This window comes from Bacillus sp. L75 (genome assembly GCF_003676355.1).
Lineage (GTDB): Bacteria > Bacillota > Bacilli > Bacillales > Bacillaceae > Bacillus > Bacillus velezensis.
In genome coordinates this window covers 46,265-72,738 of record NZ_ML064911.1, presented here as the reverse complement: position 1 = coordinate 72,738, position 26,474 = coordinate 46,265, and the positions used below count along the sequence as shown (strand labels likewise).

Sequence of the window (26,474 nt, the reverse complement as noted above, 5' to 3'; positions counted from 1 at the left end):
CTTGTGAGAATTTATTTGGAATAAGAAATACTATTGATATGACATTATCAATAGGAGGACTGTTTAATGGCAACAAGACAATCAGTAGATGAACATCTCCAAAGAAGCGAACAGGCGTATGAATTTGCGAATGAGCAATTTATGACCGCTTCAAAACAAGAGCATTATAATGATAATGAGTACAGTGAAGCGCAAATGATGCTTGAAAACGCGGTGAATGAATTAAACAAGCTGTCATTATCTGCGAATGATCAGCAAAGAGAGCAGCTTTATCGAATGAGATTGCAGCTGCAGACCTTGCAAAACAATATGATTTTGCAGCGTAATTTTGATTACTGACCGCGCCGTTTCAAATGGTTCAGCAAACCTGCCGGAATCCCGGCGGGTTTTTTTGTATTTTTTTAAAAAAAGAATTGACAATAGGGCGGAGTGTGTTTATTGTATTACGTGTACTACTTGATGTAATACACATAAAACACTCAAAAAATGAAATCGACATATAAATGTTAAGCATAGGGAAGGGGAACTTTCATGAAAAACAAAAGATCCGTAAAACAAGATGTGCCTCTTATTATCGCCGCCTCGGTTTTGGCAAGCAGTCTGTTTGTCGTTCTTGTCATCATCGGTTTTCAATGGCAGAACATTTAAAGAAAGAGAGCAGCTCGTAAAAGAAAGAAGGGAAGTAAATGATTCAAATCGATCCGAGAAGCTCAACTCCGATTTATGAGCAGATTATACAGCAACTGAAAGAGCTTTGTTTAAAAGGGATCATGAAGCCGGGGGATAAACTTCCTTCTGTCAGGGAATTGGCAACGATCATTATCGCCAATCCGAACACAGTCAGCAAAGCGTACAAGGAGCTCGAACGCGATGGTGTCATTGAAACGCTGAGGGGAAGAGGAACGTATATATCGGAGAATGCAAAAACGACATTGGTTGAAGGGAAGATGACGATGATAAAAGAGCAATTGAAACAGCTCATCATCGATGCCCATTACGCGGGAGTTGAGCTGGAGAAGCTGCAGGAATGGATAAAGGAAATCAGCGCTGATGTGAAAGGAGGCAAGGATCATGATTGAATTGCGGAATCTCTCAAAAACGATAGACGGTAAAGAAGTGCTCAAGGATATTTCGCTCACCATCGGAAAAGGGGAAATTTTCGGGCTGCTCGGGCGAAACGGATCAGGGAAAACAACACTGCTCCGGCTCATTCAGCAGATTCTGCTGCCGGATCAAGGGACGGTTTTATTTAATCAGGTGGAAATAAAGCGGCATCCGAAAGTAAAACAGAACATCATTTATATGCCTGTTGAAAATCCTTTTTATGACAAGTATACATATAAACAGCTTGTTGCAATTGTAAGCAGAATCTATCCGAATTTTGATGTGACTTACGCCAATGAGCTGATGAACAGGTACGGCATTCCGGAAACGAAGAAATACCGTGAATTATCGACAGGCCTGAAAAAACAGCTTGCGCTCGTCCTTGCCTTTGCTTCACGCCCGGCTCTTATCCTTTTGGATGAACCGACGGACGGAATTGACGCCGTAACGCGTCATGACGTGCTGCAGCTTATGGTGGATGAAGTGGCTGAACGGGAAACGAGCATTCTGATTACCTCACACCGTTTAGAAGATATTGAGCGAATGTGCAACCGGATCGGGTTTTTGGAAGGAAATCAGCTGACGAATGTGATGGACTTGGATGATATGAAGGAAGAGTACATGAAAATCCAAATGGCATTTGAAGAGGACGTCGCCTTGAAGATCAGAGAACAAAACATACCGATTCTCGACCATGCCGGTGTGTTTTATACGGTGCTGATTCAAAAGAACGATGAGAAGAAAAAGAACTTTCTGCAAGAGCTGCGGCCGAAAGTATGGAATGAACTTCCTGTGAACTTAGAAGAGGTCTTCATCGCGAAGTTTGGAGGGAACCGGAGATGGTAGACAGGGGATTGCTGTACAGGGAATGGGTGCAGAATCGAACTGTTCTTGTGATGGTCGGCATTTTTTTAGCGGCGGTCAATCCATTTGAAGTGTTAAATACCTATCTGGTTTATCAAGGCTGTCTGGACACCCACGGAGCATATTGTAAGTTTTATGTGAATTCTTTGGATAGCGGAATGCTGAACTTGAACTGGGCGCCCGCTGTCATCTTAGCGGTTTGCTTATTCGGACTGGAACGTACGAAAGGAACGATTGATGCGCTTTTCAGTCTGCCTTATTCCCGCGCTCAGGTGTTTCACACTAAATTTTGGCTCGGGGCGGCGGTCATTACCGGCGCTCAGGTGATCGGCTACGGGCTGGCTGAGCTGCTCATTCTTCTGTTAAAGCCTGAGCGCGTATATTTCTTCCACCATTACAGCGTCGGAGAGATTATTGTGAGTATTTTGGCTTTTGCATTGGTCGCGAGTGCAGGCTGCTTAACGGGCAATACGTTCGCCCAGCTGTTAACGGCGTTTACTGTGTCGATAGCGCCTTACCTGATTATTACGCTGCCGCTGTCCAATGTAGAAGTCATCTTCGGAGTCAGCATGTATGAGCTGATGCCGTCAGTCGAGGCTTATCTCAAAGTAAACAATCTTTTTCAATACTTGATTCCGATCATGTACATAGATACAGATTGGGTATCTGCCAGCAAGTATATATTAATCATCCCGGCAGTGATGAGCATTGTATTTTATGCCATCGGGTACTTTTGCTATGTCAGACAGCCGGTGGAACGGAACGGCCGTTTTTTTCTCTGGAGACAGCTTGACCGGCCCATTCAGATTGTGGTGATCATCATCGCCGTTCTCGGTTTTGGCTTGGCGGGGTACTCGACGGGACAGACGATGACAGGGTATGTGGCCGGGATGCTGGTTGGAGGAGCGGTCGGATTTTTGGTCAGTTATTTTGCCATATATAAAAAAACGAAGCATGTGTAAGAAAGGAGGACCGGAATGATACCGCGGGGATTGTTGTACACAGAATGGAAGAAAAATCAGTGGTTGTTTTTATGCAGCGGCATTCTTTTAATGGCGGCAAACCCTTTTTTGGTTTATAACAACTACTCAACATATCAAGAATGTTTGAATAACCAAGCTCTTCAAGATTGTGAATTCGTTGTCAATTATACGAATGGGTCGCCTCTTTCCTTCAGTTGGATTGTGAGTGTCATCATTGCCGTCTTCTTATTAGGCTTGGAACGGACAAAGGGAACGATGGATGCTTTGTTAAGCATGCCATACAGCAGAGGCCAAATCTTTCAGACTAAATTCTGGCTCGGCGGGGCAGTTATTGTTGTTCCTCAGGCGATAGGCTATGGAGCGGCGTCATTGCTGATATCTTTGCTGAAACCGAGCCATACGTACGATTTTGATCATTTTTCAATCGGAATGATTGTCATCAGTTTTATGGCTTACGCCTTGTTAATGGCATCCGGCGCATTAACGGGACAGATATTCGCCCAGCTGTTAACGGCGTTTACCGTCACGGTTCTGCCCTTTTTACTCATCGGTCTGCCGGCCGCGAATTTAGAGGTTGTTTTCGATTTTAGTGTCGGAGATCAATTTTCTTTTATCAGCAGTTATATCGAATCCCGTCTTTTTATATTTGTAACCCCTATTGGATATGTGTTTAACGACTGGATCAGAGAAAGGGATTTGGTTTTAATCATTCCGATTGTGATGAGCCTTGTCTTTTATCTGATCGGTTACGTCAGCTTTCTGAAACATCCGAATGAACGGAACGGCAGATTCTTTCTTTGGAGTAAATTGGACCGGCCGGCGCAGATCTTGGTGATTGCCTTTGCCGTTATGGGTTTCGGCGTTTTCGGATATGGGGTCACAGACACGATGTTCGGCTATTTAGCCGGCATTATCTTCGGTGCGGTTATCGGGTTTTTCATCAGTTATTTTACGGTTTACAGAAAGTCAAAGCATATGTAGATCTGTTTGAAAATGAGCAGTTTGGAGGAAGGCAAGGTGCCGATTAGCGGTTTGCTTTATAAAGAATGGAAGCAGCGGCAGACGCTGCTGCTGCTTACAGCGGGGTTCTTATCTATCTTAGGCCCTTTGGCAATTATAAATGAGTATTTTCACTATAAGGATTGTTTGAGTGCGTTTCATCAATATTCAGGTTCAGTTTGTACGTTCAGCATTGATTACAGCAATCGGAATTTGATTGGGCTGCATTTCATTCCTCCGGTTATGATAGGGCTTTTTTTGATAAGAGGAGGCAGGGCTGAAAGGATGTTTACACTGAGTCTTCCGTATTCGAGAAGCCGGATATTTCATACGAAGTTTTTCTTGGGAGCAGCCGTGTTAGCCGGCTCGCAGTTTGTTTCTTACGGAGTATCTGACATATTGTTTCTAGCGCTTAAACCTGACGCTGTCCATCATTTTCAATCATTCAGCGCAGGGATGCTGGTCATCAGCTTGATGATTTATGCATTAGTGACAGCTGCCGGCACGATAACGGGCAATTTAGCGGCGCAGCTGATCACAGCGTTCACGGTTTCCGTCTTTCCGATCGTGGTTATGACGATTTACCTGTTAAACGCTGAGTTCCTTTTTGGCAGGCAGGCTGTGCCGGATATTGATTTCCCTTGGAGCGGATTTCTGATCTATTTCATGCCTGCCGCTTACTTCCATACATCATGGATGTATTACATGAAACACGCATTGTTAATCTCCGCATTAATGGGATTTTGTTTCTATCTATTCGGCTATGTGAATTTCCTGAAAATGCCGAGTGAACGAAGCGGACATTTTATCCTAAGCAAACACATTGAACGCACCATTCAAGTGCTCGTCATGGTGCTCAGTATGCTGGGAAGTGCGGGGGTATGCGGATATGCTTATAACGGTTCGTATACCGGTTACATATTCGGCATGCTTATCGGCGCGGTTATCGGGTTTTTCATCAGTTATTACTTCATCTATAAAAAAACGAAACAGATATAAGGGGGAGTGGTGTACGTGATAGAAGTACAGCATATTGATCATTCATTTAAAATCGGCAGGAAAGGCAGAGAGAGTGAGGTTCCGGTATTGAAGGATGTCTCTTTGACCGTTGAAAAAGGGGAAATTGCCTGTATCGTCGGTCGGAGCGGTTCCGGAAAATCAACGCTTCTGAATTTAATATCCGGATACATAGCGCCGACGAAGGGCCGTATCGTCATTAACGGCACTGATGTGACGGGCTTCAGTGAAAAAGAGTGGGCGCAGTTCCGCCTCGGGCATTTCGGCTTTATTTTTCAAAGTTTTCAGCTCATTCCGAGTCTGACAACCTATGAAAATGTTGAAATGCCGCTTGCCTTAAAAGGCGTCAAACCGTCTGAACGCAAGCAGAAAGTCGCGGACATGCTGAAACGGGTCGGACTTGAGAATCATGCGAATCATTATCCGAATGAGCTGTCAGGCGGCCAGCAGCAGCGTGTCAGTATCGCAAGAGCCCTGATTTTAAATCCGTCAATTATTTTAGCTGATGAGCCGACGGGAAGCCTTGATTCAGAAACGGAACTTGAGGTGCTTGCATTAATTCAGCAGCTGAACCGGGAGCGCGGGATTACATTTGTCATCATTACGCATGACGATGAAGTCGCTTCGATCGCGCATTCAAAATTCCAGCTGCATGACGGTGTATTAAAAGGGGGCGTTACTGTTGAGATTTAAGGATCAGATTCACTTTATCAGAAGAAATATGAAGAAAAACCGGCTGCGTGTTTTCATGACGGTGCTGGCGACGACAATGGCGTGCGCGTTTTTAGTGGTGCTGGCTTCCGTCGGATTCGGCATCCAAAAAACGATTACAGACATTACGATGAGCCAGCAGATTGTTACGGAAATCAATGTGCTCGGCCAAGAGAACGGAAAAGCCGTGAAGAAATCAGACTTGGAAAAGTATAAAAATGTCAAGTCTGTCGTTGAAAGAACACAAGTGTATGAACCGAACAAAGCGTCATTGGGAAACCGAACAAATGAAGATTCAGCCATTGTGCTGACAAACATGAACGATGAAGTCAAAGCCAATATGGAGCTTGATCAGGGAAGAGTCGCCCGTACAGAGAATGAAATCGTGGTCGGCTATGATTTTGCGAAGAACCTATTGACGAAAAAAGAGGCTGACGCTTACGACAAAGAGTTAAATGATCACCAAGGCGACATGTCGGAGGTGAAAAAACCAAAAGGCTATACGAAAGACCTGCTTAATAAAACGATACAGCTGAGCATCTCCAAAACAAACAAAGACGGAGACGTTGAGAAAACGAAAACGTACGACTTTAAAGTAGTCGGAATTACAAAAAAACCGTCCCAAGATTGGATGGAGGATACAAATATTTTTGTGAGTGATCAATTCAAGAAAGACTTCTCAACATTCTTGGATCTGAAGAATGGAAATGCGGAAAAAAGCATCAATGTGTATGCGGACAAATTCGATCATGTCGATCAGCTTACCCATGACCTCACGAATGACGGCTTTTATGTCAGATCTGTCACTACCGAGCTGAAGGGCGTCAACACCTTTTTCCTTGTCTTTAAAATCGGCCTGATCTTTGTCGGCTTTATCGCCGTCGTGATTTCTGCCATCGGTATTTTCAATACGATGACGATGGCGGTGACGGAACGAACGCAGGAAATCGGGATTATGAAAGCAATTGGCGCAAGCCCGTCCATCATCCGCAGAATGTTCCTGATGGAAAGCGCCTATATCGGGATATTAGGTTCTGTCATCGGGATTATCATTTCTTACGGAGTGAGTTTTGCCGTCAATCTGGCTGTGCCGGTTATTTTGAAAGCGGTAGGGGGAAACACCGGAGCCGAAGATCTTCATTATACCTTCTCCTATATCCCGCTCAGCCTCGTTGTGATCGCAGTTGTCATTTGTGCGGGGGTCGCGGTGATTTCCGGTATGAATCCGGCCCGCAAAGCGACAAAAACCAACGTTCTGACTGCATTAAGAAGAGAACTGTAAAGGAAAAAAGCCGGCTGGACATCAGCCGGTTTTTCCTCTATCTATCAGAAAAGGGCGGATACCATGTTTCACATTTTGTTAATAGAAGATGATAACACTTTGTTTCATGAGATGAAAGAGAGATTAACGGGCTGGTCATTTGCGGTGCACGGAATAAAAGATTTCAGCCGGGTCATCCGGGAGTTTACCGAAATCAAGCCTGATTTGGTGATCATTGATGTACAGCTGCCGAAATTTGACGGCTTTCATTGGTGCAGAATGATACGTTCCCAATCAAACGTGCCGATACTCTTTTTGTCCTCGCGCGATCATCCCGCGGATATGGTCATGTCGATGCAGCTCGGGGCAGATGATTTTATTCAGAAGCCTTTTCACTTTGATGTGTTAATCGCGAAAATACAGGCGGTGTTCCGCCGTGTGCATCAATACGGCACAGAACCGGCGCTGATGAAAAGATGGTGCGGGGCGGTCATTGACACAGAAACCAACACGGTCAGCCGTAAAAACGGTTCGGTCGAGCTGACCAAAAACGAAATGCTGATCTTAAAACTGCTGGCTGAGCAGAAAAATAAAATCGTCAGCCGGGAAGAACTCATCAGAAGCCTATGGAATGATGAGCGTTTCGTCAGTGATAATACGCTGACGGTGAATGTCAACCGGCTGCGGAAAAAACTCGATCAATTAGGCATCGGGAAAATGATTGAAACCAAGGTGGGGCAGGGATACATCGCAAAGGAAGAAGACGGTCTTTATGATTAAATCATTTCTGCTCGAAAGAAAGAGCTGGATCGCGATGTTTCTTTTGCAGCAGGCTGTGCTTCTTTTTGCGGCATATATTGATCCGTCTATTCCGTTTTTTTCGGTGCTGTATTTCGTTTACCTGTCTCTTCTTGTGTTTCTTGTATTTCTCTTGTTCCGCTATCGTAAAGAGACCGCCTATTATAAAAGCTTAAGAGAGTGGGACGCCAATTTAGACATGTCTTATCTTAAAGCGCCTGACAGTCCGTTTGAGTCTATCGTTGAAGAAAGCATTGAAGGGCAGACAGAGCAGTTAAGAAAAAGCTCACTTCACCTTCAGGCGGCGTCAGAGCATGAAAAGGACGATCTGATGTCATGGATTCACGAGGTCAAAACACCGCTGACAGCGATGCATCTCATGATCGAGCGCCTTGATGAACAGCCGCTGAAAGCCCCTTTGCTGTATGAATGGCTGCGGATTCACCATCTCCTGGACCAGCAGCTTCATCAGAAACGATTGTCCTTTATTGAAAATGATTTATCATTCCAGCGAATTCAGCTCAGACCGCTCGTTTTCAAAGAAATTAAAAATCTGCAATCATGGTGTATACAAAAAGGGATCGGGTTTGACATTCAGCTTGATTCACCAGACGTTCACAGTGACGGAAAATGGCTTTCCTTCATCATCAGGCAGCTGTTAAGCAATGCCGTCAAATACAGTGAGGCGGATGACATTACCGTAAAAAGCTATGAACAAAACGGCCGGGTGCATGTGGATATCGAAGACCGCGGCATCGGCATCGAGCCCAAAGATCTTCCGCGCATTTTTGAAAAGGGATTTACCTCGACGCGAATGAGGCGTGATCACGCGTCAACGGGGATGGGCCTGTATTTGGCTCGAAAAGCCGCGGCTCCGCTTCTTATCCAGATCAGCGTGCGCTCTGAGCCGGAAAGCGGCACGGTTTTTACCTTGGTGTTTCCGAAACAGAACGATGCCGTCAGCATGTTCAGCGTGTGACAAAAGTGTCACATGCTTTTCTCTTTTGTTCGCTTAATCAAACGAAAAAAACGGCTTCTGTTTTTAAAATAAAGATAACCAATGTAAAAGGAGAATCAGAACGTGATGATTTTAGAAGCAGGCAATATCCAAAAAAGCTACGGAAACAAGCTGAATAAACAAGAGGTGCTGAAAGGAATTGATCTTCAGATTCACAAAGGGGAATTCGTCAGCATTATGGGCCCGTCGGGATCAGGGAAAACGACCCTTTTGAATGTGCTTTCCTCCATTGATAAAGTGAGCGCGGGCACCATTAAACTGAATGAGACGGAGATTACATCCATGAAAGAAAAGCAGCTTGCCGAATTCAGAAAACGGCATCTCGGCTTTATTTTTCAGGATTATAATTTATTGGACACCCTGACCGTGAAGGAAAACATACTTCTGCCGTTATCCATTACGAAAATGTCTAAGAAAGAGGCGGACCTGCGATTTGCCGAGACGGCAGAGGAGCTTGGGATCTATGATTTGAGACATAAGTATCCGAGTGAAATTTCCGGCGGGCAAAAACAGCGGACGTCTGCCGCAAGAGCTGTTATTCACGAGCCGGGCATTATTTTTGCTGATGAGCCGACCGGAGCGCTCGATTCAAAGGCTGCCACGGATTTACTGAATAAACTCAGCCGTCTGAATCAAAAACGCCGCGCCACCATTGTGATGGTGACGCATGATCCGGTTGCCGCCAGCTATTCCGGACGTGTGGTTTTCATTAAAGACGGCCGTGTGTATACACAGCTGAATAAAGGCGGTCAGGACAGACCGGACTTTTTTCAGGATATTATGAAAACGCAAAGTGTATTGGGCGGGGTTCAGGCATGAGTATTCATCATTTGATCTTCCAGAACCTGAAAAAGAATATGAAAAACTATTACCTTTACGTTTTTGCGCTGGTGTTCAGCGCCGCCCTTTATTTCGCGTTTGTCACGATGCAATACGATCCGGCGCTTGATGAAATGAAAAGCTCCATAAAAGGAGCGGCGGCAATCCGGGCCGCCTCTGTACTGCTTGTGGCGATCGTGTCGGTATTTCTTTTATACGCCAACACCATTTTTATTAAACGGCGCGGCCGGGAAATCGGCTTATTCCGATTAATCGGCATGACGAAAATGCACATTTTCCGCATACTCAGCACAGAAAATTTCATTTTGTATTTCGGATCGATTTGGATCGGTATTTTTGCCGGCTTTTCTCTCTCGAAATTATGTATGATGATGCTGTTTCATACAGTCGGTGTGAAAGCCTCTGTCTCACTGTTTTTTTCAAGCAAGGCGCTCGTTCAGACGTTAATTGTGTTCGGGGCGATTTACGTGCTGATTATGATGATGAATTACTTATTTATTAAACGGCAAAGCATTTTGTCTTTATTTAAAACCGCGTCATCGTCAGAAAGCGGCATAAGACGGCTTTCTTGGGTGCAGATGTCGATCGGTGTTGTCGGTATTGCGGCCATTATCGCCGGCTATGCCGTGTCCGCGGATTTATTCGGAGGCAGTTTTACGAGCATGAATGAACTGTTTTCGGCCATGGTGTTTATTCTCGGCTCGGTCATTATCGGAACCTATCTGTTTTATAAAGGTTCGGTCAGCTTTCTGGCAAATCTCATCCGGAAATCAAAAGGCGGGTATCTGAATGTCAGTGAAGTGCTGTCTTTGTCATCCATCATGTTCCGGATGAAGTCAAACGCCGTCCTGCTGACGATTATTACGACTCTTTCGGCGCTGGCAATCGGTTTGCTGTCTTTAAGCTATATCTCGTACTATTCCGCGGAAAAATCGGCTGAGCAAAATACAGCCGCGGACTTTGCGTTTGATAACCAAAAGGAGACTGACTCATTTACCGCTTTATTGAAGAAAAATGGAATTGAACACAAAGTGAAAACAATCAAGACCATTCAAGCCGGTGTCAATATGAAGAACATCATAAACGGCGACATGAAAAGCTTTCAACAAGACCCGTCCAGCTTGGCGCTGCCGATTATAAGCGAGAAAGACGCAGAAGGGACGGAGCTTTCTGACGGAGAAGCCGTGTTTACCGGATATAATGATATGATGAAAAGATTTCTCGACCTGAAAACGTCAGGTTCCATTGATATAAACGGCAAAACGGATAAAATACCGCTGGCGTATAAGGGCTTGAAGAACGACTTCCTTCTGTCATATACATTTACAAGCGGAGGGCTGCCGACCGTTATCGTCACGCAGCAGGTATTTGACCGGATCGAGAAAGATATCGACCCGTCCATTCAGGGAAAATCAAATCGGTTTTTCGGCATTACACTCAAACGTGAAGAGGACATCCAAAAAGCTGATGGTCTGTTTCAGGCGCAGCACTATTCTGACGGCGCGCTTTCACAATTTGAAACGGCTGACACCCAAAAGAAAAACATGGGGCTGATCATGTTTATTGTCGGCTTTTTGGGGTTAACCTTTCTGATCACCTCAGGCTGTATCCTTTATTTTAAACAAATGGGCGAGTGTGAGGATGAGAAGGCTGATTACACGATATTGCGGAAGCTCGGCTTCACAACGGGGGATCTGCTGAAAGGCATCCGCCGGAAGCAGGCGTATCATTTCGGGATTCCGCTCGTTCTCGGGCTGTTCCACAGCTATTTTGCCGTTCAGTCAGGATGGTTTTTATTCGGAACGGAAGTGTGGACGCCGATGATCATCGTCATGGCGCTGTATACGCTGCTGTACTCCATCTTCGGCATGCTGTCGGTGCTATACTATAAAAAGGTCATTCAATCCGCATTGTAAAACAAGTTGAGGAGCCTCCGCATAAGCGGAGGCTTTTTTTGTATGAATAGAAGAAAGCGATTTTTAAAAGAATAGACATACGTCATTTTCTCGCGCGGGGGAGCCTTATGCAGAAGTATTTTCAATTGAAATCTGAAACAGGAGCCTTTCATCTTTTTTCCAAGGAACACATTTTCACGCTTTTGGTCATCGGATTGCTTGGGGTGTGCGTGATCATATTCCGGAAACAGCTCAATCACGGCCGGCCGAGTCGCGTTTTCCGCTATGTACTGTTCATTCTCCTTGCCGTGTCGCAGATCAGCTATCATATATGGCTGCTTTGTCATCATGCCTGGTCGCTGAAAACAGCTCTGCCGCTGCAGCTGAGCGACCTTTCCGTCTATTTGGCAATGCTGATGGTCATGACAAAAAGCAAAAAACTGTTCGCCTTCCTCTATTTTGCCGGTTTGGGCAGCGCCGTACAGGCGATGGCAACACCTGATTTAGGGGCGTATTCTTTCCCTCATTTTCGGTACATCGTGTTTTTCGTCTCCCACGGCTGTGTTTTTCTTACCTGCCTATTCATGGCCGCTTCAGAAAGGTACAGACCGTCGGCGCGCGGACTGTGGGTGTCTGTGCTGATCGTAAATCTGTACGGGGCGTGTGTCTTTTTTATTGATCGTGTGCTGAATGCGAATTACTTATATTTAATGAAAAAACCGAAGACCGCTTCGCTTCTGAACGTTTTCGGACCTTGGCCGTGGTATCTTCTATCAATGGAAGCGGCGGTGATATTGAGCTTTTTCATTCTGTATATTCCGTTTTGGCTGCTGCGGAAAAGAGCATGAGGCCGGCCTGTTTTTGTGAATCCAATCATTTGTAATTTTTTCAACATTCCGGCATTATTTTTTTCAGATTCTGATGTTGAAAAAAGACGTCCGCGGCGATAGAATGAATGTGCTATGATAACGTGTTCGATACGGAGCCGCGGCTTGCGGTTTCCGTTTTTTCATGGGGTTTTTTATAGAGAGAGGGGGATCGGTATGCCGCGCGCTTTGAAGATATTAATCATCGGAATGTTTATCAATGTGACGGGCGCATCTTTTTTGTGGCCGCTGAATACGATCTATATTCATAATCATTTAGGGAAATCGCTGACTGTTGCGGGGGTTGTTCTGATGCTGAATTCCGGGGCCAGTGTGGCGGGGAATTTATGCGGCGGATTTTTGTTTGATAAAATCGGCGGATTCAAATCCATTATGCTGGGCATTATGATCACATTGGCAAGTCTTCTCGGACTCGTTCTGTTTCATCAATGGCCCGTTTATATTTGGCTGCTCATCATTGTCGGCTTCGGTTCCGGTATCGTGTTTCCGGCCAGTTACGCCATGGCGGGAGCGGTATGGAAAGAAGGCGGGCGGAGAGCTTTTAATGCGATTTATGTAGCTCAGAACGCAGGTGTCGCCGTGGGCTCGGCACTCGGCGGGATGGTTGCGGCGTACTCGTTTACGTACGTGTTTTTAGCCAATGCTATGCTGTATGTGCTGTTTTTCCTTATCGTATTTTTCGGGTTTCGAAATATCAAAACCCAAAATGCGAGCCAGGTTTCTGTTCTGGACTACGAGCCTGTCAGCAGCAGAACGAAATTTACGGCGCTTCTCATATTGAGCGGCGGGTATGTTCTCGGGTGGATCGCCTATTCGCAGTGGTCCACAACCGTTGCGTCACATACTCAAAGCATCGGTATGCCGCTTTCATTATACAGTGTGCTCTGGACCGTAAACGGAATATTAATTGTCGCCGGACAGCCTCTCATGGGAGCTGTTCTGAAAAAATGGTCCGGTGCGTTAAAAACGCAGATGGTCATCGGCTTTTGTATTTTTATCGTCTCGTTCGGCGTGCTTCTCAGCGCCAAGCAATTTCCGATGTACCTCACCGCAATGGTGATTTTAACCTTCGGAGAAATGCTTGTCTGGCCTGCCGTGCCTACCATTGCCAATCAGCTTGCGCCTAAGGGGAAAGAAGGATTTTACCAAGGATTCGTCAACAGTGCGGCGACGGGCGGCAGAATGATCGGGCCGCTCCTTGGCGGCGTGCTGGTTGATCAGTACGGAATGAGCGTGCTGCTGTTGATCCTGATGGTGCTTCTTGTTGTCAGCATCGCAGCGACGGTGCTGTACGACAAACGCCTGAAAACCGTTAATAAACAAAACGTCCAAGTGCGATGACGACATAAAAAAATCCCGCTGTTTCGGCGGGATTTTTTTGTTTATACGACCGGAAGCACGTTGACCGCGTCCTTAACGTTTAAATACGTCTTTAATGAAGAAAAGCTGGCATCAAGCTGATTCATTCTCATGGCGAGGGTAGGCTTGATCCCGGTGATAATCAATTCCGTGCCGATTAATTTAAGCAGGTGGTGCAATTTGAAAATCCGGTCTGCGGTCTGTTCGTTTACCTCGGCCAGACCTGATAAGTCTATAATTAAGTAATCATCTTTAGATGCGGTTAATATGTCCGTCAAAGTTGTCACAATTGAATCAAATCGTTCTTCCGTTAAGTTTCCCACTAACGGCAAGGCGGAGATGCCGTTTCGGATCGGAACAATCGGTGTAGACAGCGTCGTGATTTCTGTGAGGGAATCCTCAAGGAGCTTTTCGTATTCTTTCTGCTCTGTAATGTCTTTTTGAAAACCGACAAAATAGAGCTTGTCTTCAACATAAAGAGGATCAATGTTGAGTTCATTCCAAAACGGGGTGCCGTCTTTTTTGACATTTTTCAGCCGCACCGTGATCTTTTCTTTCTGGGTTAAGCTCTTTCTGATTTTCGCGACTTGTTGACGGTCGGTTTCTTTGCTTTGCAGAAATCTGCAGTTCTTACCTAATATCTCTTCGGAAGAGTAGCCTGTCATATCCATAAATCCCTGATTTGTATATATGATGGGATTGTCCTCAAGAGAGGGGTCTGTAATCACCACGCCGATGCGTGCGTGATCAAGCGCCTTTTTGATAAGCTCCAGCTGCTCCAGTTTTCCGAATACATTTGAGTCAGCCATGTAAAACCCCCTTTTGGCCGTAAAGCTGCGCGCTTTTTCAGCCATTGTTTCTCCCCTTTTTAAATGAATCTACAGTAACCGTAGCATAACATATGTTCTGATTCAAGCAGCCGAAGTTTGCAATTTGTCATTCGGGCTTGTCCTCATATACACTGAATATATAAGGGGAAGGCACATCATCGCTAAGTAAGTGACTAGGTCATTGTCACTGGGTGAAAAATGAATCTAATGCATCAAGCTTACCGATCATGTGTTCACATATAATGGAAGAAACAAGCTTTTTACTTTCCTGCTCAATCGCCGGTATGTAGATATCGAAAATCATCGTATTCGTAAGGGGGCTGGATGGCCTGAAGTCGCTTTACTAAATAAGGGCTTTAGGAAGGTGATGAAGATGCTGCATCAGGTAATAATTGCTTGTGTAATTGGAGGAATCATGGGGGTTCTCGGTCATGTGAAAAAGAGAGGCAGGCTGGAGAAACCCAGAATGACAAAGCGGTTTATCTATCTCGGTTTTTTGGAAGATGGTTTTATCGGAATGGCTGCTTCCATCTTACTTGTCTTATCCGCTGACCCCGATTCAGGAATTCAACTCGTCATCTTATCCATAATCGCAGGCTACGGCGGAGAAGCTGTTCTCAGGAGCTTTGATTTTGTCAGAGAACAAAACAGTAATTCGGCCGAAGCAAAACCACACCAGCAAAAAAATCCTCCATCAAAATAATATCCCCGCTCATGACCCGTTCCGGGTACATTCCCATTGTATACAAACCTGCTTGCACTTATGAACAGAATTCTATAAAATACAGGTAAGATTACGGTAGCGATAAGAACAGTGAAGAGGAGCAGTAAGAAGCAGATTTTGCAATCAGAGAGTTGACGGCCGGTGCAAGTCAATCAAGTCTGTTTCCGAACTCGCCTCAGAGTTGCAGCGGCAAAACCGCTGACGCATAACTGCGTTAAAAGTATCAAGTGAGTGCGGCTCAAAACCGTGCTAACGAGGGTGGTACCGCGGGAAATAAAAATCTCTCGTCCCTTTTTGGGATGAGGGAGTTTTTTTAGTTTTAGAATAATCTGAATATAATCTTTCTCATCCCGTCAATACTTGGACTACATACGCCGTATTCAATCAGAAGGAGGTTTTTACGTTGAGTTTTCAGCACGAAAAAATAGAAAAGAAATGGCAGAATTACTGGTTGGATCATAAAACGTTCGCCGTCAGTGAAGAGAATGACAAGCCGAAGTTTTACGCGCTTGACATGTTCCCGTATCCTTCAGGAGCCGGCCTTCATGTCGGACATCCGGAAGGCTATACGGCAACCGATATCCTTTCGCGCATGAGACGCATGCAAGGATACAATGTGCTTCATCCGATGGGATGGGACGCGTTCGGGCTTCCTGCCGAGCAATACGCGCTTGACACGGGGAATGATCCGGCTGAGTTCACAAAACAAAATATAGATAATTTCCGCCGCCAGATTCAATCGCTCGGATTTTCATATGATTGGGATCGTGAAATCAATACGACTGATCCGGACTATTACAAGTGGACGCAGTGGATCTTCACCAAGCTGTACGAAAAAGGGCTCGCTTACGTAGACGAAGTGCCGGTCAACTGGTGCCCGGCGCTCGGAACGGTGCTTGCGAACGAAGAGGTCATTGACGGCAAAAGCGAGCGGGGCGGCCATCCGGTTGAACGCCGTCCGATGAGACAATGGATGCTGAAAATCACCGCTTATGCGGACAGGCTTCTTGAAGATTTAGAAGACCTTGACTGGCCAGAAAGCATTAAAGACATGCAGCGCAACTGGATCGGACGCTCAGAAGGCGCAAACGTGCATTTCGCGATCGACGGCACTGATGACACGTTTACCGTGTTTACGACAAGACCGGACACGCTGTTCGGCGCGGCTTATGCCGTACTGGCTCCTGAGCATGAGCTTGTGGAGGCCATCACGACGCCTGAACAAAAAGAAGCGGTAGACGCTTATGTTAAAGAAGTTCAGGCGAAAAGTGACCTGGAACGGACGGATCTTGCGAAAACAAAAACGGGCGTCTTCACGGGCGCATATGCCGTAAACCCTGCAAATGGGGAAAAGCTGCCGATCTGGATAGCGGATTATGTCCTCGCCTCTTACGGAACAGGCGCTGTAATGGCCGTGCCGGCGCATGATGAACGTGATTTTGAATTCGCAAAAGTGTTCAGCCTGCCTGTCAAAGAAGTCGTAAAAGGCGGAAATACGGAAGAAGAAGCGTACACGGGGGACGGAGAGCATGTCAATTCCGGCTTTCTGAACGGACTGAATAAAGCGGAAGCGATTGAAAAAATGATCGCCTGGCTTGAAGAAACGAAAAACGGTGAGAAAAAAGTGACATACCGTCTGCGTGATTGGCTGTTCAGCCGCCAGCGCTATTGGGGCGAGCCGATTCCGGTCATTCATTGGGAAGATGGCACGTCAACAGCCGTTCCGGCGGAAGAGCTGCCGCTGATTCTGCCGAAAACCGATGAGATCAAACCGAGCGGAACAGGTGAATCACCGCTTGCCAACATTAAAGAGTGGGTGGAAGTCACTGATCCTGTAACGGGCAAAAAAGGCAGAAGAGAAACGAACACGATGCCGCAATGGGCGGGAAGCTGCTGGTATTTCCTCCGCTTTATCGACCCGAAAAATCCGGATCAGCTCGCTTCACCTGAGAAACTGGATAAATGGCTGCCCGTTGATATTTACATTGGAGGAGCGGAGCATGCCGTGCTTCACCTTCTGTACGCGCGTTTCTGGCATAAATTCCTCTACGATATCGGTGTCGTGCCGACGAAAGAACCGTTCCAAAAGCTGTATAACCAAGGAATGATTCTCGGGGAAAATAATGAAAAAATGAGTAAATCCCGCGGAAACGTCGTCAATCCGGATGAAATTGTGGCGTCTCACGGAGCAGATACGCTCCGCCTGTACGAAATGTTTATGGGGCCGCTTGATGCATCTATCGCCTGGTCTGAATCAGGTCTTGACGGAGCGCGCCGCTTCCTTGACCGCGTATGGCGTTTGTTTATCGAGGAAAACGACGAGCTGACGGGCAAAGTGACAGAAGGCGCGGGCGAAACTCTTGAGCGCGTCTATCATGAAACGGTCATGAAAGTGACAGAAAACTTCGAAGCCCTTCGTTTTAATACGGGCATTTCTCAGCTGATGGTCTTCATTAATGAAGCTTACAAAGCGAATGAACTGCCGAGAGAATATATCGAAGGTTTTGTGAAGCTGCTTTCTCCTATTGCGCCGCATTTGGCGGAAGAACTGTGGGAAAAACTCGGCCACGAAGGTTCGATTGCATACGAGGCTTGGCCTGCTTATGACGAATCAAAACTGGTGGACGATGAAGTGGAAATCGTCGTCCAGCTGAACGGAAAAGTAAAAGCGAAATTAATGGTTCCGGCTGATGCTGATAAAGCAGCGTTGGAACAGCTCGCACAAGCTGACGAAAAAGTAAAAGAGCAGCTTGAAGGAAAAACGATCCGAAAAATCATTGCCGTACCGGGCAAGCTTGTCAATATCGTGGCAAACTGACCGGGCGAAGCCCCTCTCCTACAGAGAGGGGCTTTTTTATCAGCCTCTATCATAGAAATTGCACAGCGGGCTTTGGTATACTTAACACCATAAAGATGAATGGGAGTGTCACACATTGAAAATAAATGAAATCAGCACAGCCGTACTGGAAGAAAAATTAAAAGCGGGAGAAGAGCTGTATCTGATTGATGTCAGAGAAGACGAAGAAGTTGCCGAAGGAATGATTCCGGAGGCCGTTCACATCCGCATGGGGGACATCCCTGAGAAGATGGATGCGTTAGACAAGGACAAGGAATATGTATTTATCTGCCGTTCCGGAAAAAGAAGCATGAACGTTTGTATGTATTTACATGAGCAGGGCTTCCGTACGGTTAATGTTGAAGGCGGCATGCTGGAGTGGGAAGGCGAAACAAAGCCGAAGAAATAACGCTTTGAAGTGAAAGAAGAAAAGGGACGTGCGTCTTTTTCTTCTTTTTTTATAAAAAAACGGGAGGCGAATCAGGTGAAACCGATGATCCGCGCGATGAAAACAAACGATATCAAACAGGTCCGGCAAGTCGCAGAACGAAGCTGGCATCATACGTATGAAGGGATTATTCCCAGACACATTCAAGATCAGTTTCTCGAATCCGCCTATCAGGATGAGATGATGGAACGCCGGCTCTTGCATTCTCTGTTCTTTGTGGCAGAAGAAGAGGGGCGAGTGCTCGGTTTTGCAAATGCCACCCCGGTTCAAAAAGACGGAAATGCGGAGCTGACCGCCATCTATATTGACCCGGATTGCCAGGGAAGCGGGATAGGCACGGCACTCCTTAAAGAAAGCATCAGGCAGTCCGGCGGGGTAAAAAAGCTTTATGTCCATGCAGAAAAAGAGAACCGCATTGCCTTATCCTTTTATCAAGCGAAAGGGTTTCAATGGGTATGTGAATTTGAAGAAGATTTTAAAGGACACACTTTACAGACGGTCAAACTGGTACTGAACATATAAAAGCGTCCGGCCCGCCCAAATGGTCAGTGATAAGCCGGAAGCCGGTCTTTGTGCGCTTCAAATAAGTCATCGCACAAAGATATGATGTCATTCATGGAAAGCTCGGCGCTTGTATGCGGGTCAAGCATGGCCGCCTGATATACGGCTTCCTTTTTTAATGTAACGGCCGCTTCGATGGTTAAAAGCTGTGTGTTAATGTTTGTTCTGTTGAGCGCCGCGAGCTGCTCCGGAAGTTCGCCCGAATAGCACGGCATAATGTGGTTTTTGACGGCTGTGCAAGGCACTTCAACGACCGCTTTCGCCGGCAGATTCGGTATCAGCCCGGTATTCAGCACATTGCCGCCGAATGTGAACGGTTTGCCCGTCTCCATCGCTTCAATAATTCTCGAACCGTATTCTTTTGAGCGTTCGTGCGTCAGGTTTTGGTTGTTGATGATGCCGTCTCTCATCGTTTCCCAATTGTTGATTTGTTCCGCGCATCTCCTCGGATATTCATCAAGCGGAATTTGGAGTTCATCTATCAGCTCAGGATACCGGCTTTTTATAAAATACGGGTGATATTCGGCATTATGCTCAGATGATTCCGTTACGTAGCAGCCGAATTTATCCATCAGCTCAAACCGCACCATGTCCTTATGTTTCGTCTTTTGTTTTTCGCGTGCCCGTCTTTTAATTTCAGGATATAAATCAATTCCGTCTTTTTTAATCTCCAAAAGCCAAGCCATATGGTTAATGCCGGCAATGCGTTCTTCCGTCCCTTCGTGATCCATGCCGAGTGAGTCAAACAGATCTTTGGTACATACCTGGACGCTGTGGCACAGGCCGACCGTTTTGACATTCGTATGTCTGAGCATCGCTCCGGTCAGAGAGGCCATCGGATTTGTATAGTTTAACAGCCACGCATCCGGGCAGACCTCTTCCATGTCTTTTGCGATGTCAAATAAAACGGGGATGGTGCGAAGGGAACGGAAAATGCCGCCTATTCCGACGGTATCGGCAATCGTCTGGCGGAGACCGTACCGCTTCGGGATGTCAAAGTCAATGACCGTCGCGGGTTTATAGCCTCCGACCTGAATGGCGTTTATCACATAGCCGGCGTGTTTCAGCGCCTGTTTTCGGTCATCGTAGGAGATGATGGATATACTCGTATTGTAGCGGTCTCTCATGTTTTCCAGCATGAGCTGGGATTCTTTCAGCCGTACAGCGTCAATATCATAAAGCGCGAATTCAAACCCGTTTAATGCTTCAGTCAGTAAGCAGTCCCCCAGTACATTTTTTGCGAAAATCGTGCTCCCCGCTCCGATAAACGTAATTTTCTTCAACAGAAATTCCTCCCTTTTCTTCTCAGCCTTTGACCGCCCCGGAGGACAGCCCTGAGATAAAATATTTTTGAAGCGCCAAAAACAATACGACCATCGGCAGCATCGCCATAATTGCGGCTGCGGCGACTAAGTGAAGATTGTTCGCGTTTTCGCCGAAAAATCCCGCCATGGCCACAGTCAATGTCTGCACCTTTTGATCTTGTAAAAAGAAAATCGCAAATTGGTAATCGTTCCAGATAAACACACAGGAAATAATGCAGACCGTTGCGGTAATCGGTTTCAACAAAGGAAACACGATTGTATAAAAAGTCCTGATCAATCCCGCGCCGTCCATCCTGGCGGCTTCCTCAAGCTCTTTCGGAATGGAAGAGCGGATAAACCCCGAATATAAGAAAACGGTCAGCGGCATATATGCAGCCGTATTAATGAGAATGGCTGCGGCATGCGTATTGATCAGCCCCGCATCAGCGACCATCTTGTATAAAGGAACCATGGAAGTCAAAGGCGGGATGATCATGATTGAAATCAAAAGGCCGAAGACGATTTTGTTCAGCTTTGTATTTCTTCTTGCGAGCGGGTATGCGGCAAGCGAACCCATGAAAATTAATAAAGCGGCGGAAACGGCTGTAATGATAATCGTGTTCAGAAAGGATTGCCCGAGAGAGGCACGTTCCCATGCTTCACGAAAATTCTGAAATGAAAAGGCGGATGGCAGCGACCATTTTGAACTGTAGTCACCTTTTGCTTTTAATGACGTGGTCAGCAAAATATAAAAGGGGACAATATGAACGCACGAGATAACGGCTGCCAACAGCGTAAAAATCCGCATTCGGGCTGTTTTCATGACATTTCCGTCTCCTTTCGCTTGAAATACACGAGAGCCGAAAAGCTGATGACAAGAATAATGACGGACATAAACACGCCTTGGGCGGCGGCATATCCCGCATCCTGCCGTTTAAAATATAAATCATACATAAACGTTGACATCGATTGAGAGGAATTGCCCGGCCCGCCTGCGGTCAGCGCGAAAATGACATCAAACAGCTTCAGCCCGCCGATGATATTGATGACCATGTTGATGGTGACAGCCGGCATCAATAAAGGCAGGGTGATGGTGAAAAACGGCTGAAGACCTCCCGCGCCATCCATTTTTGCGGCTTCGTAATAATCTTTCGGAATGCTTTGCAGCCCCGCCAAATATACAATCATCGCAATGCCTGCGTATTGATATGTGTTAATCATGACGATAATCCACGGGTTTGCCGCAGGGCTTGCCAAGGCGTTGACAGGACCGATTCCCAGTGCGCCAAGCACATCATTCAGCGCACCCCCGTCATATGAGAAAATAAAATACCAAATGTATCCCATAATCAGCGGACTGATAATGACGGGCAGGTAGACGATCGTTCTTGTGAGCGCCTTCATTTTTAAGCTCTGATTCAAAAGCAGCGCATATAAAAGTCCGAGCATATTCTGAAAAAAAGTGCTTCCGATGCCGTAAAGCAAAGTGTTTTTCACAACAAGCCACGTGTCCGGATCTGTAAAAAGCCTTTTATATTGAGTAACCCCCACCCATTGATACGTCTGTGAGAAGCCGTTCCAGTTTGTAAATGTGATAAAAGCGCCTTTGACAAACGGAAAAATCATGAAAATAAAAACCGTGGCAAGAGCGGGAACGTACATCCACCACAGTGACGCGGGTTTTACCGGCTTTTGATGTTGAAATCCTTGGGTTTCTTTTGCAAGATCACTCATTCTTTTTCAGCTCCCCATGAATCAGATTGAAGCCGAAGCCGCTTATATTCCCTGCCGAGTTTCGCTGAAATTTCAGCGGGGGTTAAGATATCGGCCATCAGCTCCTGCCCGGCTGTTCCCATCACATCCCACATTCCGTTCGGCAAATAAAGGCGGTCAAAATAAGGCTGCACCTTAATATGCTGATAGCGCTTATAGTCATTTGCGTAGAAAATGTCCGTTTGCACATTCACTAATCCGGCCGGAAGCGAGGTCGCTTCGGCAATTGATTTTGCATGCTCGGGTCGGGCCATAAATGCGATAAACTGTTTCGCTTCTTCAAGCCGCGGGGAATCCTTGAATGCCGCCAGCGTGTAACGTTCGCCTCCGATCCAAACCGGCGCGTCTCCCTTATGGACGGCCGGGGTCGGTATGATGCCGACTTTTACCTTCGGATTGATTTGAGCGACGTCTTGGCCGAGGGTGCCGCCCTGCAGCGTAAAGGCGATTTTGTTTTGCGCCATCAGTTCAATGAGCTGGGACCGTTTTGCCGTCACGGCATCTATATTGAGCAGGTTTTCCTTTTGCATCTCTTTCAGTTTGTCAGATAAATAGGTGAAGTGTGTCCAGCGGAAGGTTCCGTTTAACAGTTGTTTTTTGTAACGGTGTGCGGGATCTGTGATGAGAAGCGGTGCGGCGAATTGATCGTAATATTGGGCAAATGAGCTTTTCTCATAGCCGGCAAACCAGAAGGGGGTGACTGTTCCGCCGCTTTTTTCTTTAATCTGTCGCAGTGCCTTCATAAAATCATCCATTGTTTCCGGCGGTTTGATTCCGTATTTTTCTAACAACGTACGATTGTAGGCCAGTCCGTCCTTTGCCTGATTCAGAGGGAAGGCGTATATTCTGCCTTTGGCGTCTTTGAGCATGCTGTTTAAATTCGGATCGAGCCGCTTCGTCCAAGACATGCCGCTGAGGTCGGCGGTATATTCTCCGTAGCGGATTTTGGCCCAGCCGTGTGTGTCGAAAAGATCGGGCATATCACCGGCCGCCATCCTGACCCTCATCATATTTTCGTAGTCATTGCCTGGGAAATGAACGTTTACTTGAATGTCCGGATGTTCTTTTTGGAATGAATCAGCCAACTTTCTGAATACGGCGCGTTCGCTGTCTGAGGATATGGTGGAATAGACTGTCAATGTTTTCTGCTTTTCTCCGGCGCCGCTCTGTTCTGCCGAGCAGCCGGGAAGTATCATGCAAGTAAAAGAAAGAAACAAAGCCAGTAAGCGTTTCATCTTTTCCTCCTTTAAATATGATATAAACGCTGCGGGACACGTCACCACCTTTCTTGTGAGCCGCAGCTTTGTCTGACAATCAATGAAGTGGGGAGCGTCACGGCCAGCGGGACGGTTCTGCCGTTTAAACGGTCGAGAAGCAATTTGACACCCGTCCGGCCCATCTCTTCCGTGTATACTTTTACCGTTGATAACGGCGTGCTGGCGTATTCTGCCTCATCAATTCCGTTGAAGCTGACAACCGCCGTATCGCGCGGGACTTGAAGGCCGGCTTCCTGCAAGGCTTTTAAAGCGCCGACAGCCATCGAATCACTTGCGATAAAAAAGGCATCGGGGAGACTTCCGCCTTTGACGGCTTCATTCATCAGCCGGAACCCTTCGTGCATGCTGTATTCGCCGATCAGTACATGCTCCGGCTCGGCGCCGGCCATTTGTAAGAAAGCGGTCAGACGCTTATCCTCAATCGTTTTATTGCTGTTTACACCGTCTATGACGGTATGTTCCCGCTCCCGGCCGCCGATATAACCGAGCCGCTGGTAACCGAGCGACAGTAGATGTTCTATCGCCTTTTGCGCTGCGGCATAAAAATCCACGCTGACGGAATCGTAGCGGGCGGGATCGGGGGTGCCGTTAACAAATACCGCGTGCCTGAAAGCGGCGCTGATATTCGTAAGCGCCTCGTCTTGCAGGCTGCCGATGACGATGACGCCGTCCAGTTCGTGAAACATATGCTCTTGAAAAGAACCGAGATGGATAGAAGATGTGATAAAAATTTTTTGCCGAAAGCATTCTTCTTCAATGCCTTTTCGGATCGCCGAAAAATAAGGATCCTGCCGTTCTTCTTCCGGTGACAGGCAGCTGACAACGCCGATCAGGGGCGCTGAATCGCTGCGGCTGCGGTTCTTCCGTTTTTTTGCCGACGGCTGATAGCCCAGCTCATCGGCGATCCTCAGAACTTTTTCTCTTGTTTCATCAGTCACAGCCAAAGAGTCATCCTTATTCAAAATTCTCGATACTGTCGCGCTGGATACAGATGCCTGTAAGGCAATATCTTTGAGACGGACCATTTCGCATCTCCTTTTTACTAAATATTTACTAAACAGAAATGACCTGGTTATTGTTAAAATGATATTATCATACGAGAGTAAGCGTTTTCAATAACTATTTTTGGTTACTTTTAGTAAAAATCAGTAAAAAAGAAAATCTGTTTTTCTCTATCATATTTCAATTGAACCGGAATAAATTGATAGAGAAAGGAGAGGGTGATGTGCTGAAGATAGCTGTTTTTGATGAGGAGCATGAAAAGGATCTGCAGACTGAAGTCAATACATTTTTAAAGGGGATTTCTGATGAACAGCTCGTTGATATTAAATATACGGTAGCGGCGGCCTGTGATCCTGAAGGTGAGCAGCTTTATTGTTTTTCCGCTCTCATTTTATACCGAAAATAAAAAAGCCCGGACGAAATGCCGGGCTTCGTTGTTCATTATGCTTTTTTGACGCGGGGACTTCTTGGTTTTTGGTATTTCTCCGCTTGTTTGATTCCTTTTCTCTCGCTCGCTAATGACTTGTACAGAGACACGATCATCAGAAGGATCACGACTGAAAACGGAACCGCGGCGAGAATGGCCGTGTTTTGCAGTGCGGCCAGACCGCCGGAATATAACAAAACCGCTGCCACGGCGGACTGGATGACGCCCCAGATGATTTTCACCCGGTTTGACGGGTCTAAAGAGCCGTAAGACGTTTGCATTCCAAGCACAAATGTCGCTGAATCCGCTGATGTAATAAAGAATACAGCGATCAGAACAAGCGTTAATACGGATGTCACCATTGTCAGCGGATAGTGGCTGAGTGCGCCGAACAGCATCGTATCCGTTGACATTCCCGCGACATTGAATACGCCTTTCTGCTGAAGATCCATCGCGGATACACCGAAGATCGCAAACCATAAGAAAGCCAATATACAAGGTGTCACCAACACCCCGATTAAAAATTCCCGGATCGTCCGGCCCCTTGATACACGGGCGATAAAAATGCCGACAAACGGCGACCAGGATATCCACCAGGCCCAATAGAAAATGGTCCAGCTGTTAATCCATTCGCGTTTTTGGGGATCATTCGGAGACAAGCGAAAGCTCATCTGCACGATATTTTGGATGTATTGGCCGATAGAATCGGTAAATGAGTTCATAATCAGCACCGTCGGACCTGCAATGAGCATAAAGATCATTAAAATAGCCGCGAGCGCCATGTTGGTATTGCTTAAGTATTTAATCCCTTTGCCGATTCCGCTCCACGCAGAAATCAAAAATAACACGGTCACGACAGCGATCAGGATCAGCTGAACGGAAAATGTTTTCGGAATGCCGAATAAATAATGCAAACCGCCGTTGATCTGAGTCGCTCCGAGCCCTAAGCTTGTCGCCACACCGACAACGGTCGCAAACACGGCGATACAGTCAATCGCTTTGCCGATCGGGCCGTTTACTTTATCGCCCAAAAGCGGTGTCAGTGTGCTGCTGATCAAACCGGGCGCGTCTTTTCTGAATTGAAAATATGCGATACATAAAGCGACAACCGCATAGATGGCCCAAGCGTGCAGCCCCCAGTGGAAAAATGTGTACCGGAGCGCATCCCGAAATGCTTGGGGCGTTTCTGTTTCACCTGAGGGAGAGCTGATGGCGTAATGGCTGATCGGTTCCGCAGCCCCGTAAAATACCAAACCGATTCCCATGCCTGCGCTGAAAAGCATGGCAAACCATGATAATAAGCCGAATTCCGGTTTTTCCCCGGGTTTTCCGAGTTTTATTGTGCCGATCGGACTTACAATGAGAAAGAGACAGAAACCGACAAATATAGAAACGACCAGCAGATAATACCAGCCGAAAGAATCCGTAATAAATTTTTGTGCCGTATCAGTGACTTGCTGCAGGCTGTCAGGAGAAATGGCCCCCCATAAAACCGCAGCGGCTGTGATGACAATCACAATCCAAAAAACACTGGAGATGTTCTTCTTCAAACGTTC

The 26,474-nt window shown here is 46.5% G+C and carries 26 protein-coding genes and 1 other annotated feature; of the genes, 19 read left to right on the top strand and 7 right to left on the bottom strand.

The window, feature by feature from the left end:
• The first annotated feature begins 66 nt into the window (after nt 1-66).
• The 14 genes from D5S11_RS15920 (at nt 67) to D5S11_RS15855 (ending at nt 13,718) form a co-directional block, all read left to right on the top strand.
• Nucleotides 67-339: a YtzC family protein gene (locus D5S11_RS15920; RefSeq protein WP_003152272.1), complete on the top strand. Its 273-nt coding sequence runs from the start codon at nt 67-69 to the stop codon at nt 337-339.
• A 347-nt stretch (nt 340-686) separates the two neighbouring features.
• Nucleotides 687-1,079 (top strand): GntR family transcriptional regulator YtrA, encoded by a 393-nt coding sequence (gene ytrA, locus D5S11_RS15915; protein ID WP_003152275.1) that lies wholly within the window; start codon nt 687-689, stop codon nt 1,077-1,079.
• On the top strand, nt 1,072-1,950 hold the full coding sequence (locus D5S11_RS15910; RefSeq protein WP_020956239.1) for an ABC transporter ATP-binding protein: 879 nt from the start codon (nt 1,072-1,074) through the stop codon (nt 1,948-1,950). Before ytrA ends, D5S11_RS15910 begins: the two co-directional genes overlap by 8 nt.
• Nucleotides 1,944-2,930, top strand: a complete 987-nt coding sequence (locus D5S11_RS15905; protein WP_108724766.1) for an ABC transporter permease subunit — start codon at nt 1,944-1,946, stop codon at nt 2,928-2,930. The genes D5S11_RS15910 and D5S11_RS15905 overlap by 7 nt, the downstream gene beginning before the upstream one ends.
• A gap of 15 nt (nt 2,931-2,945) precedes the next feature.
• A complete protein-coding gene (locus D5S11_RS15900; RefSeq protein ID WP_108724767.1) occupies nt 2,946-3,932 on the top strand; it encodes an ABC transporter permease in 987 nt (328 codons plus the stop codon).
• Between the two features lie 36 nt (nt 3,933-3,968).
• Entirely contained in the window at nt 3,969-4,949 is a 981-nt protein-coding gene (locus D5S11_RS15895; RefSeq protein ID WP_108724768.1) for an ABC transporter permease, read from the top strand.
• Between the two features lie 15 nt (nt 4,950-4,964).
• Nucleotides 4,965-5,660, top strand: a complete 696-nt coding sequence (locus D5S11_RS15890) for an ABC transporter ATP-binding protein (RefSeq protein ID WP_007408816.1) — start codon at nt 4,965-4,967, stop codon at nt 5,658-5,660.
• Nucleotides 5,650-6,960, top strand: coding sequence for an ABC transporter permease (locus D5S11_RS15885; RefSeq protein ID WP_020956235.1), 1,311 nt, complete (start codon nt 5,650-5,652; stop codon nt 6,958-6,960). The genes D5S11_RS15890 and D5S11_RS15885 overlap by 11 nt, the downstream gene beginning before the upstream one ends.
• Before the next feature lie 63 nt (nt 6,961-7,023).
• Nucleotides 7,024-7,719, top strand: coding sequence for a response regulator transcription factor (locus tag D5S11_RS15880; protein ID WP_014305616.1), 696 nt, complete (start codon nt 7,024-7,026; stop codon nt 7,717-7,719).
• Nucleotides 7,712-8,716, top strand: a complete 1,005-nt coding sequence (locus D5S11_RS15875; RefSeq protein WP_032868346.1) for a sensor histidine kinase — start codon at nt 7,712-7,714, stop codon at nt 8,714-8,716. The genes D5S11_RS15880 and D5S11_RS15875 overlap by 8 nt, the downstream gene beginning before the upstream one ends.
• Nucleotides 8,717-8,818: 102 nt before the next feature.
• A complete protein-coding gene (locus D5S11_RS15870; protein WP_015387828.1) occupies nt 8,819-9,574 on the top strand; it encodes an ABC transporter ATP-binding protein in 756 nt (251 codons plus the stop codon).
• Nucleotides 9,571-11,511 (top strand): FtsX-like permease family protein, encoded by a 1,941-nt coding sequence (locus tag D5S11_RS15865; RefSeq protein ID WP_032868344.1) that lies wholly within the window; start codon nt 9,571-9,573, stop codon nt 11,509-11,511. Before D5S11_RS15870 ends, D5S11_RS15865 begins: the two co-directional genes overlap by 4 nt.
• A 107-nt stretch (nt 11,512-11,618) precedes the next feature.
• Nucleotides 11,619-12,338, top strand: a complete 720-nt coding sequence (locus tag D5S11_RS15860; RefSeq protein WP_108724769.1) for a YwaF family protein — start codon at nt 11,619-11,621, stop codon at nt 12,336-12,338.
• A 195-nt stretch (nt 12,339-12,533) separates the two neighbouring features.
• The gene (locus D5S11_RS15855; protein ID WP_108724770.1) at nt 12,534-13,718 is read left to right on the top strand and encodes an MDR family MFS transporter; all 1,185 of its coding nucleotides are present in this window, start codon (nt 12,534-12,536) and stop codon (nt 13,716-13,718) included.
• Between the two features lie 41 nt (nt 13,719-13,759).
• Here D5S11_RS15855 and ytvA read toward each other — a convergent pair whose 3' ends face one another.
• Nucleotides 13,760-14,545, bottom strand: a complete 786-nt coding sequence (ytvA, locus tag D5S11_RS15850; protein WP_007408808.1) for a YtvA family blue-light photoreceptor — start codon at nt 14,543-14,545, stop codon at nt 13,760-13,762.
• A 388-nt stretch (nt 14,546-14,933) separates the two neighbouring features.
• Between ytvA and D5S11_RS15845 the strand changes: the two genes are divergently transcribed.
• From D5S11_RS15845 to D5S11_RS15830, 4 genes are all read left to right on the top strand, one after another.
• Complete coding sequence (locus D5S11_RS15845) at nt 14,934-15,269, top strand: DUF4257 domain-containing protein (RefSeq protein ID WP_020954281.1); 336 nt, start codon at nt 14,934-14,936, stop codon at nt 15,267-15,269.
• A 102-nt stretch (nt 15,270-15,371) separates the two neighbouring features.
• Nucleotides 15,372-15,585: a binding site (T-box leader), on the top strand.
• A 108-nt stretch (nt 15,586-15,693) separates the two neighbouring features.
• Complete coding sequence (gene leuS, locus D5S11_RS15840) at nt 15,694-18,108, top strand: leucine--tRNA ligase (RefSeq protein WP_108724771.1); 2,415 nt, start codon at nt 15,694-15,696, stop codon at nt 18,106-18,108.
• Between the two features lie 115 nt (nt 18,109-18,223).
• The gene (locus D5S11_RS15835) at nt 18,224-18,535 is read left to right on the top strand and encodes a rhodanese-like domain-containing protein (RefSeq protein ID WP_038464197.1); all 312 of its coding nucleotides are present in this window, start codon (nt 18,224-18,226) and stop codon (nt 18,533-18,535) included.
• A gap of 84 nt (nt 18,536-18,619) precedes the next feature.
• A complete protein-coding gene (locus D5S11_RS15830; protein WP_079978510.1) occupies nt 18,620-19,096 on the top strand; it encodes a GNAT family N-acetyltransferase in 477 nt (158 codons plus the stop codon).
• 23 nt (nt 19,097-19,119) lie between these two features.
• Here the strand turns inward: D5S11_RS15830 and melA are convergent, their stop codons facing one another.
• Genes melA through D5S11_RS15805 form a run of 5 tightly spaced genes read right to left on the bottom strand, consistent with a single transcriptional unit; the run spans nt 19,120 to nt 24,514 of the window.
• Nucleotides 19,120-20,418 carry an alpha-galactosidase MelA gene (gene melA / locus D5S11_RS15825; protein WP_007408804.1) on the bottom strand — a complete coding sequence of 433 codons (1,299 nt, stop codon included), beginning with the start codon at nt 20,416-20,418 and terminating at the stop codon, nt 19,120-19,122.
• Between the two features lie 22 nt (nt 20,419-20,440).
• Entirely contained in the window at nt 20,441-21,262 is an 822-nt protein-coding gene (locus D5S11_RS15820; RefSeq protein WP_007408803.1) for a carbohydrate ABC transporter permease, read from the bottom strand.
• A complete protein-coding gene (locus D5S11_RS15815) occupies nt 21,259-22,173 on the bottom strand; it encodes a carbohydrate ABC transporter permease (protein ID WP_015240414.1) in 915 nt (304 codons plus the stop codon). The genes D5S11_RS15820 and D5S11_RS15815 overlap by 4 nt, the downstream gene beginning before the upstream one ends.
• Complete coding sequence (locus D5S11_RS15810) at nt 22,170-23,447, bottom strand: ABC transporter substrate-binding protein (protein WP_032868339.1); 1,278 nt, start codon at nt 23,445-23,447, stop codon at nt 22,170-22,172. Before D5S11_RS15810 ends, D5S11_RS15815 begins: the two co-directional genes overlap by 4 nt.
• Nucleotides 23,448-23,488: 41 nt before the next feature.
• A complete protein-coding gene (locus tag D5S11_RS15805) occupies nt 23,489-24,514 on the bottom strand; it encodes a LacI family DNA-binding transcriptional regulator (protein ID WP_032868337.1) in 1,026 nt (341 codons plus the stop codon).
• A 200-nt stretch (nt 24,515-24,714) separates the two neighbouring features.
• Between D5S11_RS15805 and D5S11_RS15800 the strand changes: the two genes are divergently transcribed.
• Nucleotides 24,715-24,897 (top strand): sporulation protein Cse60, encoded by a 183-nt coding sequence (locus D5S11_RS15800; protein ID WP_003152309.1) that lies wholly within the window; start codon nt 24,715-24,717, stop codon nt 24,895-24,897.
• A gap of 35 nt (nt 24,898-24,932) precedes the next feature.
• Here the strand turns inward: D5S11_RS15800 and opuD are convergent, their stop codons facing one another.
• Nucleotides 24,933-26,468: a glycine betaine transporter OpuD gene (gene opuD / locus D5S11_RS15795; protein WP_007408799.1), complete on the bottom strand. Its 1,536-nt coding sequence runs from the start codon at nt 26,466-26,468 to the stop codon at nt 24,933-24,935.
• Nucleotides 26,469-26,474: the final 6 nt, after the last annotated feature.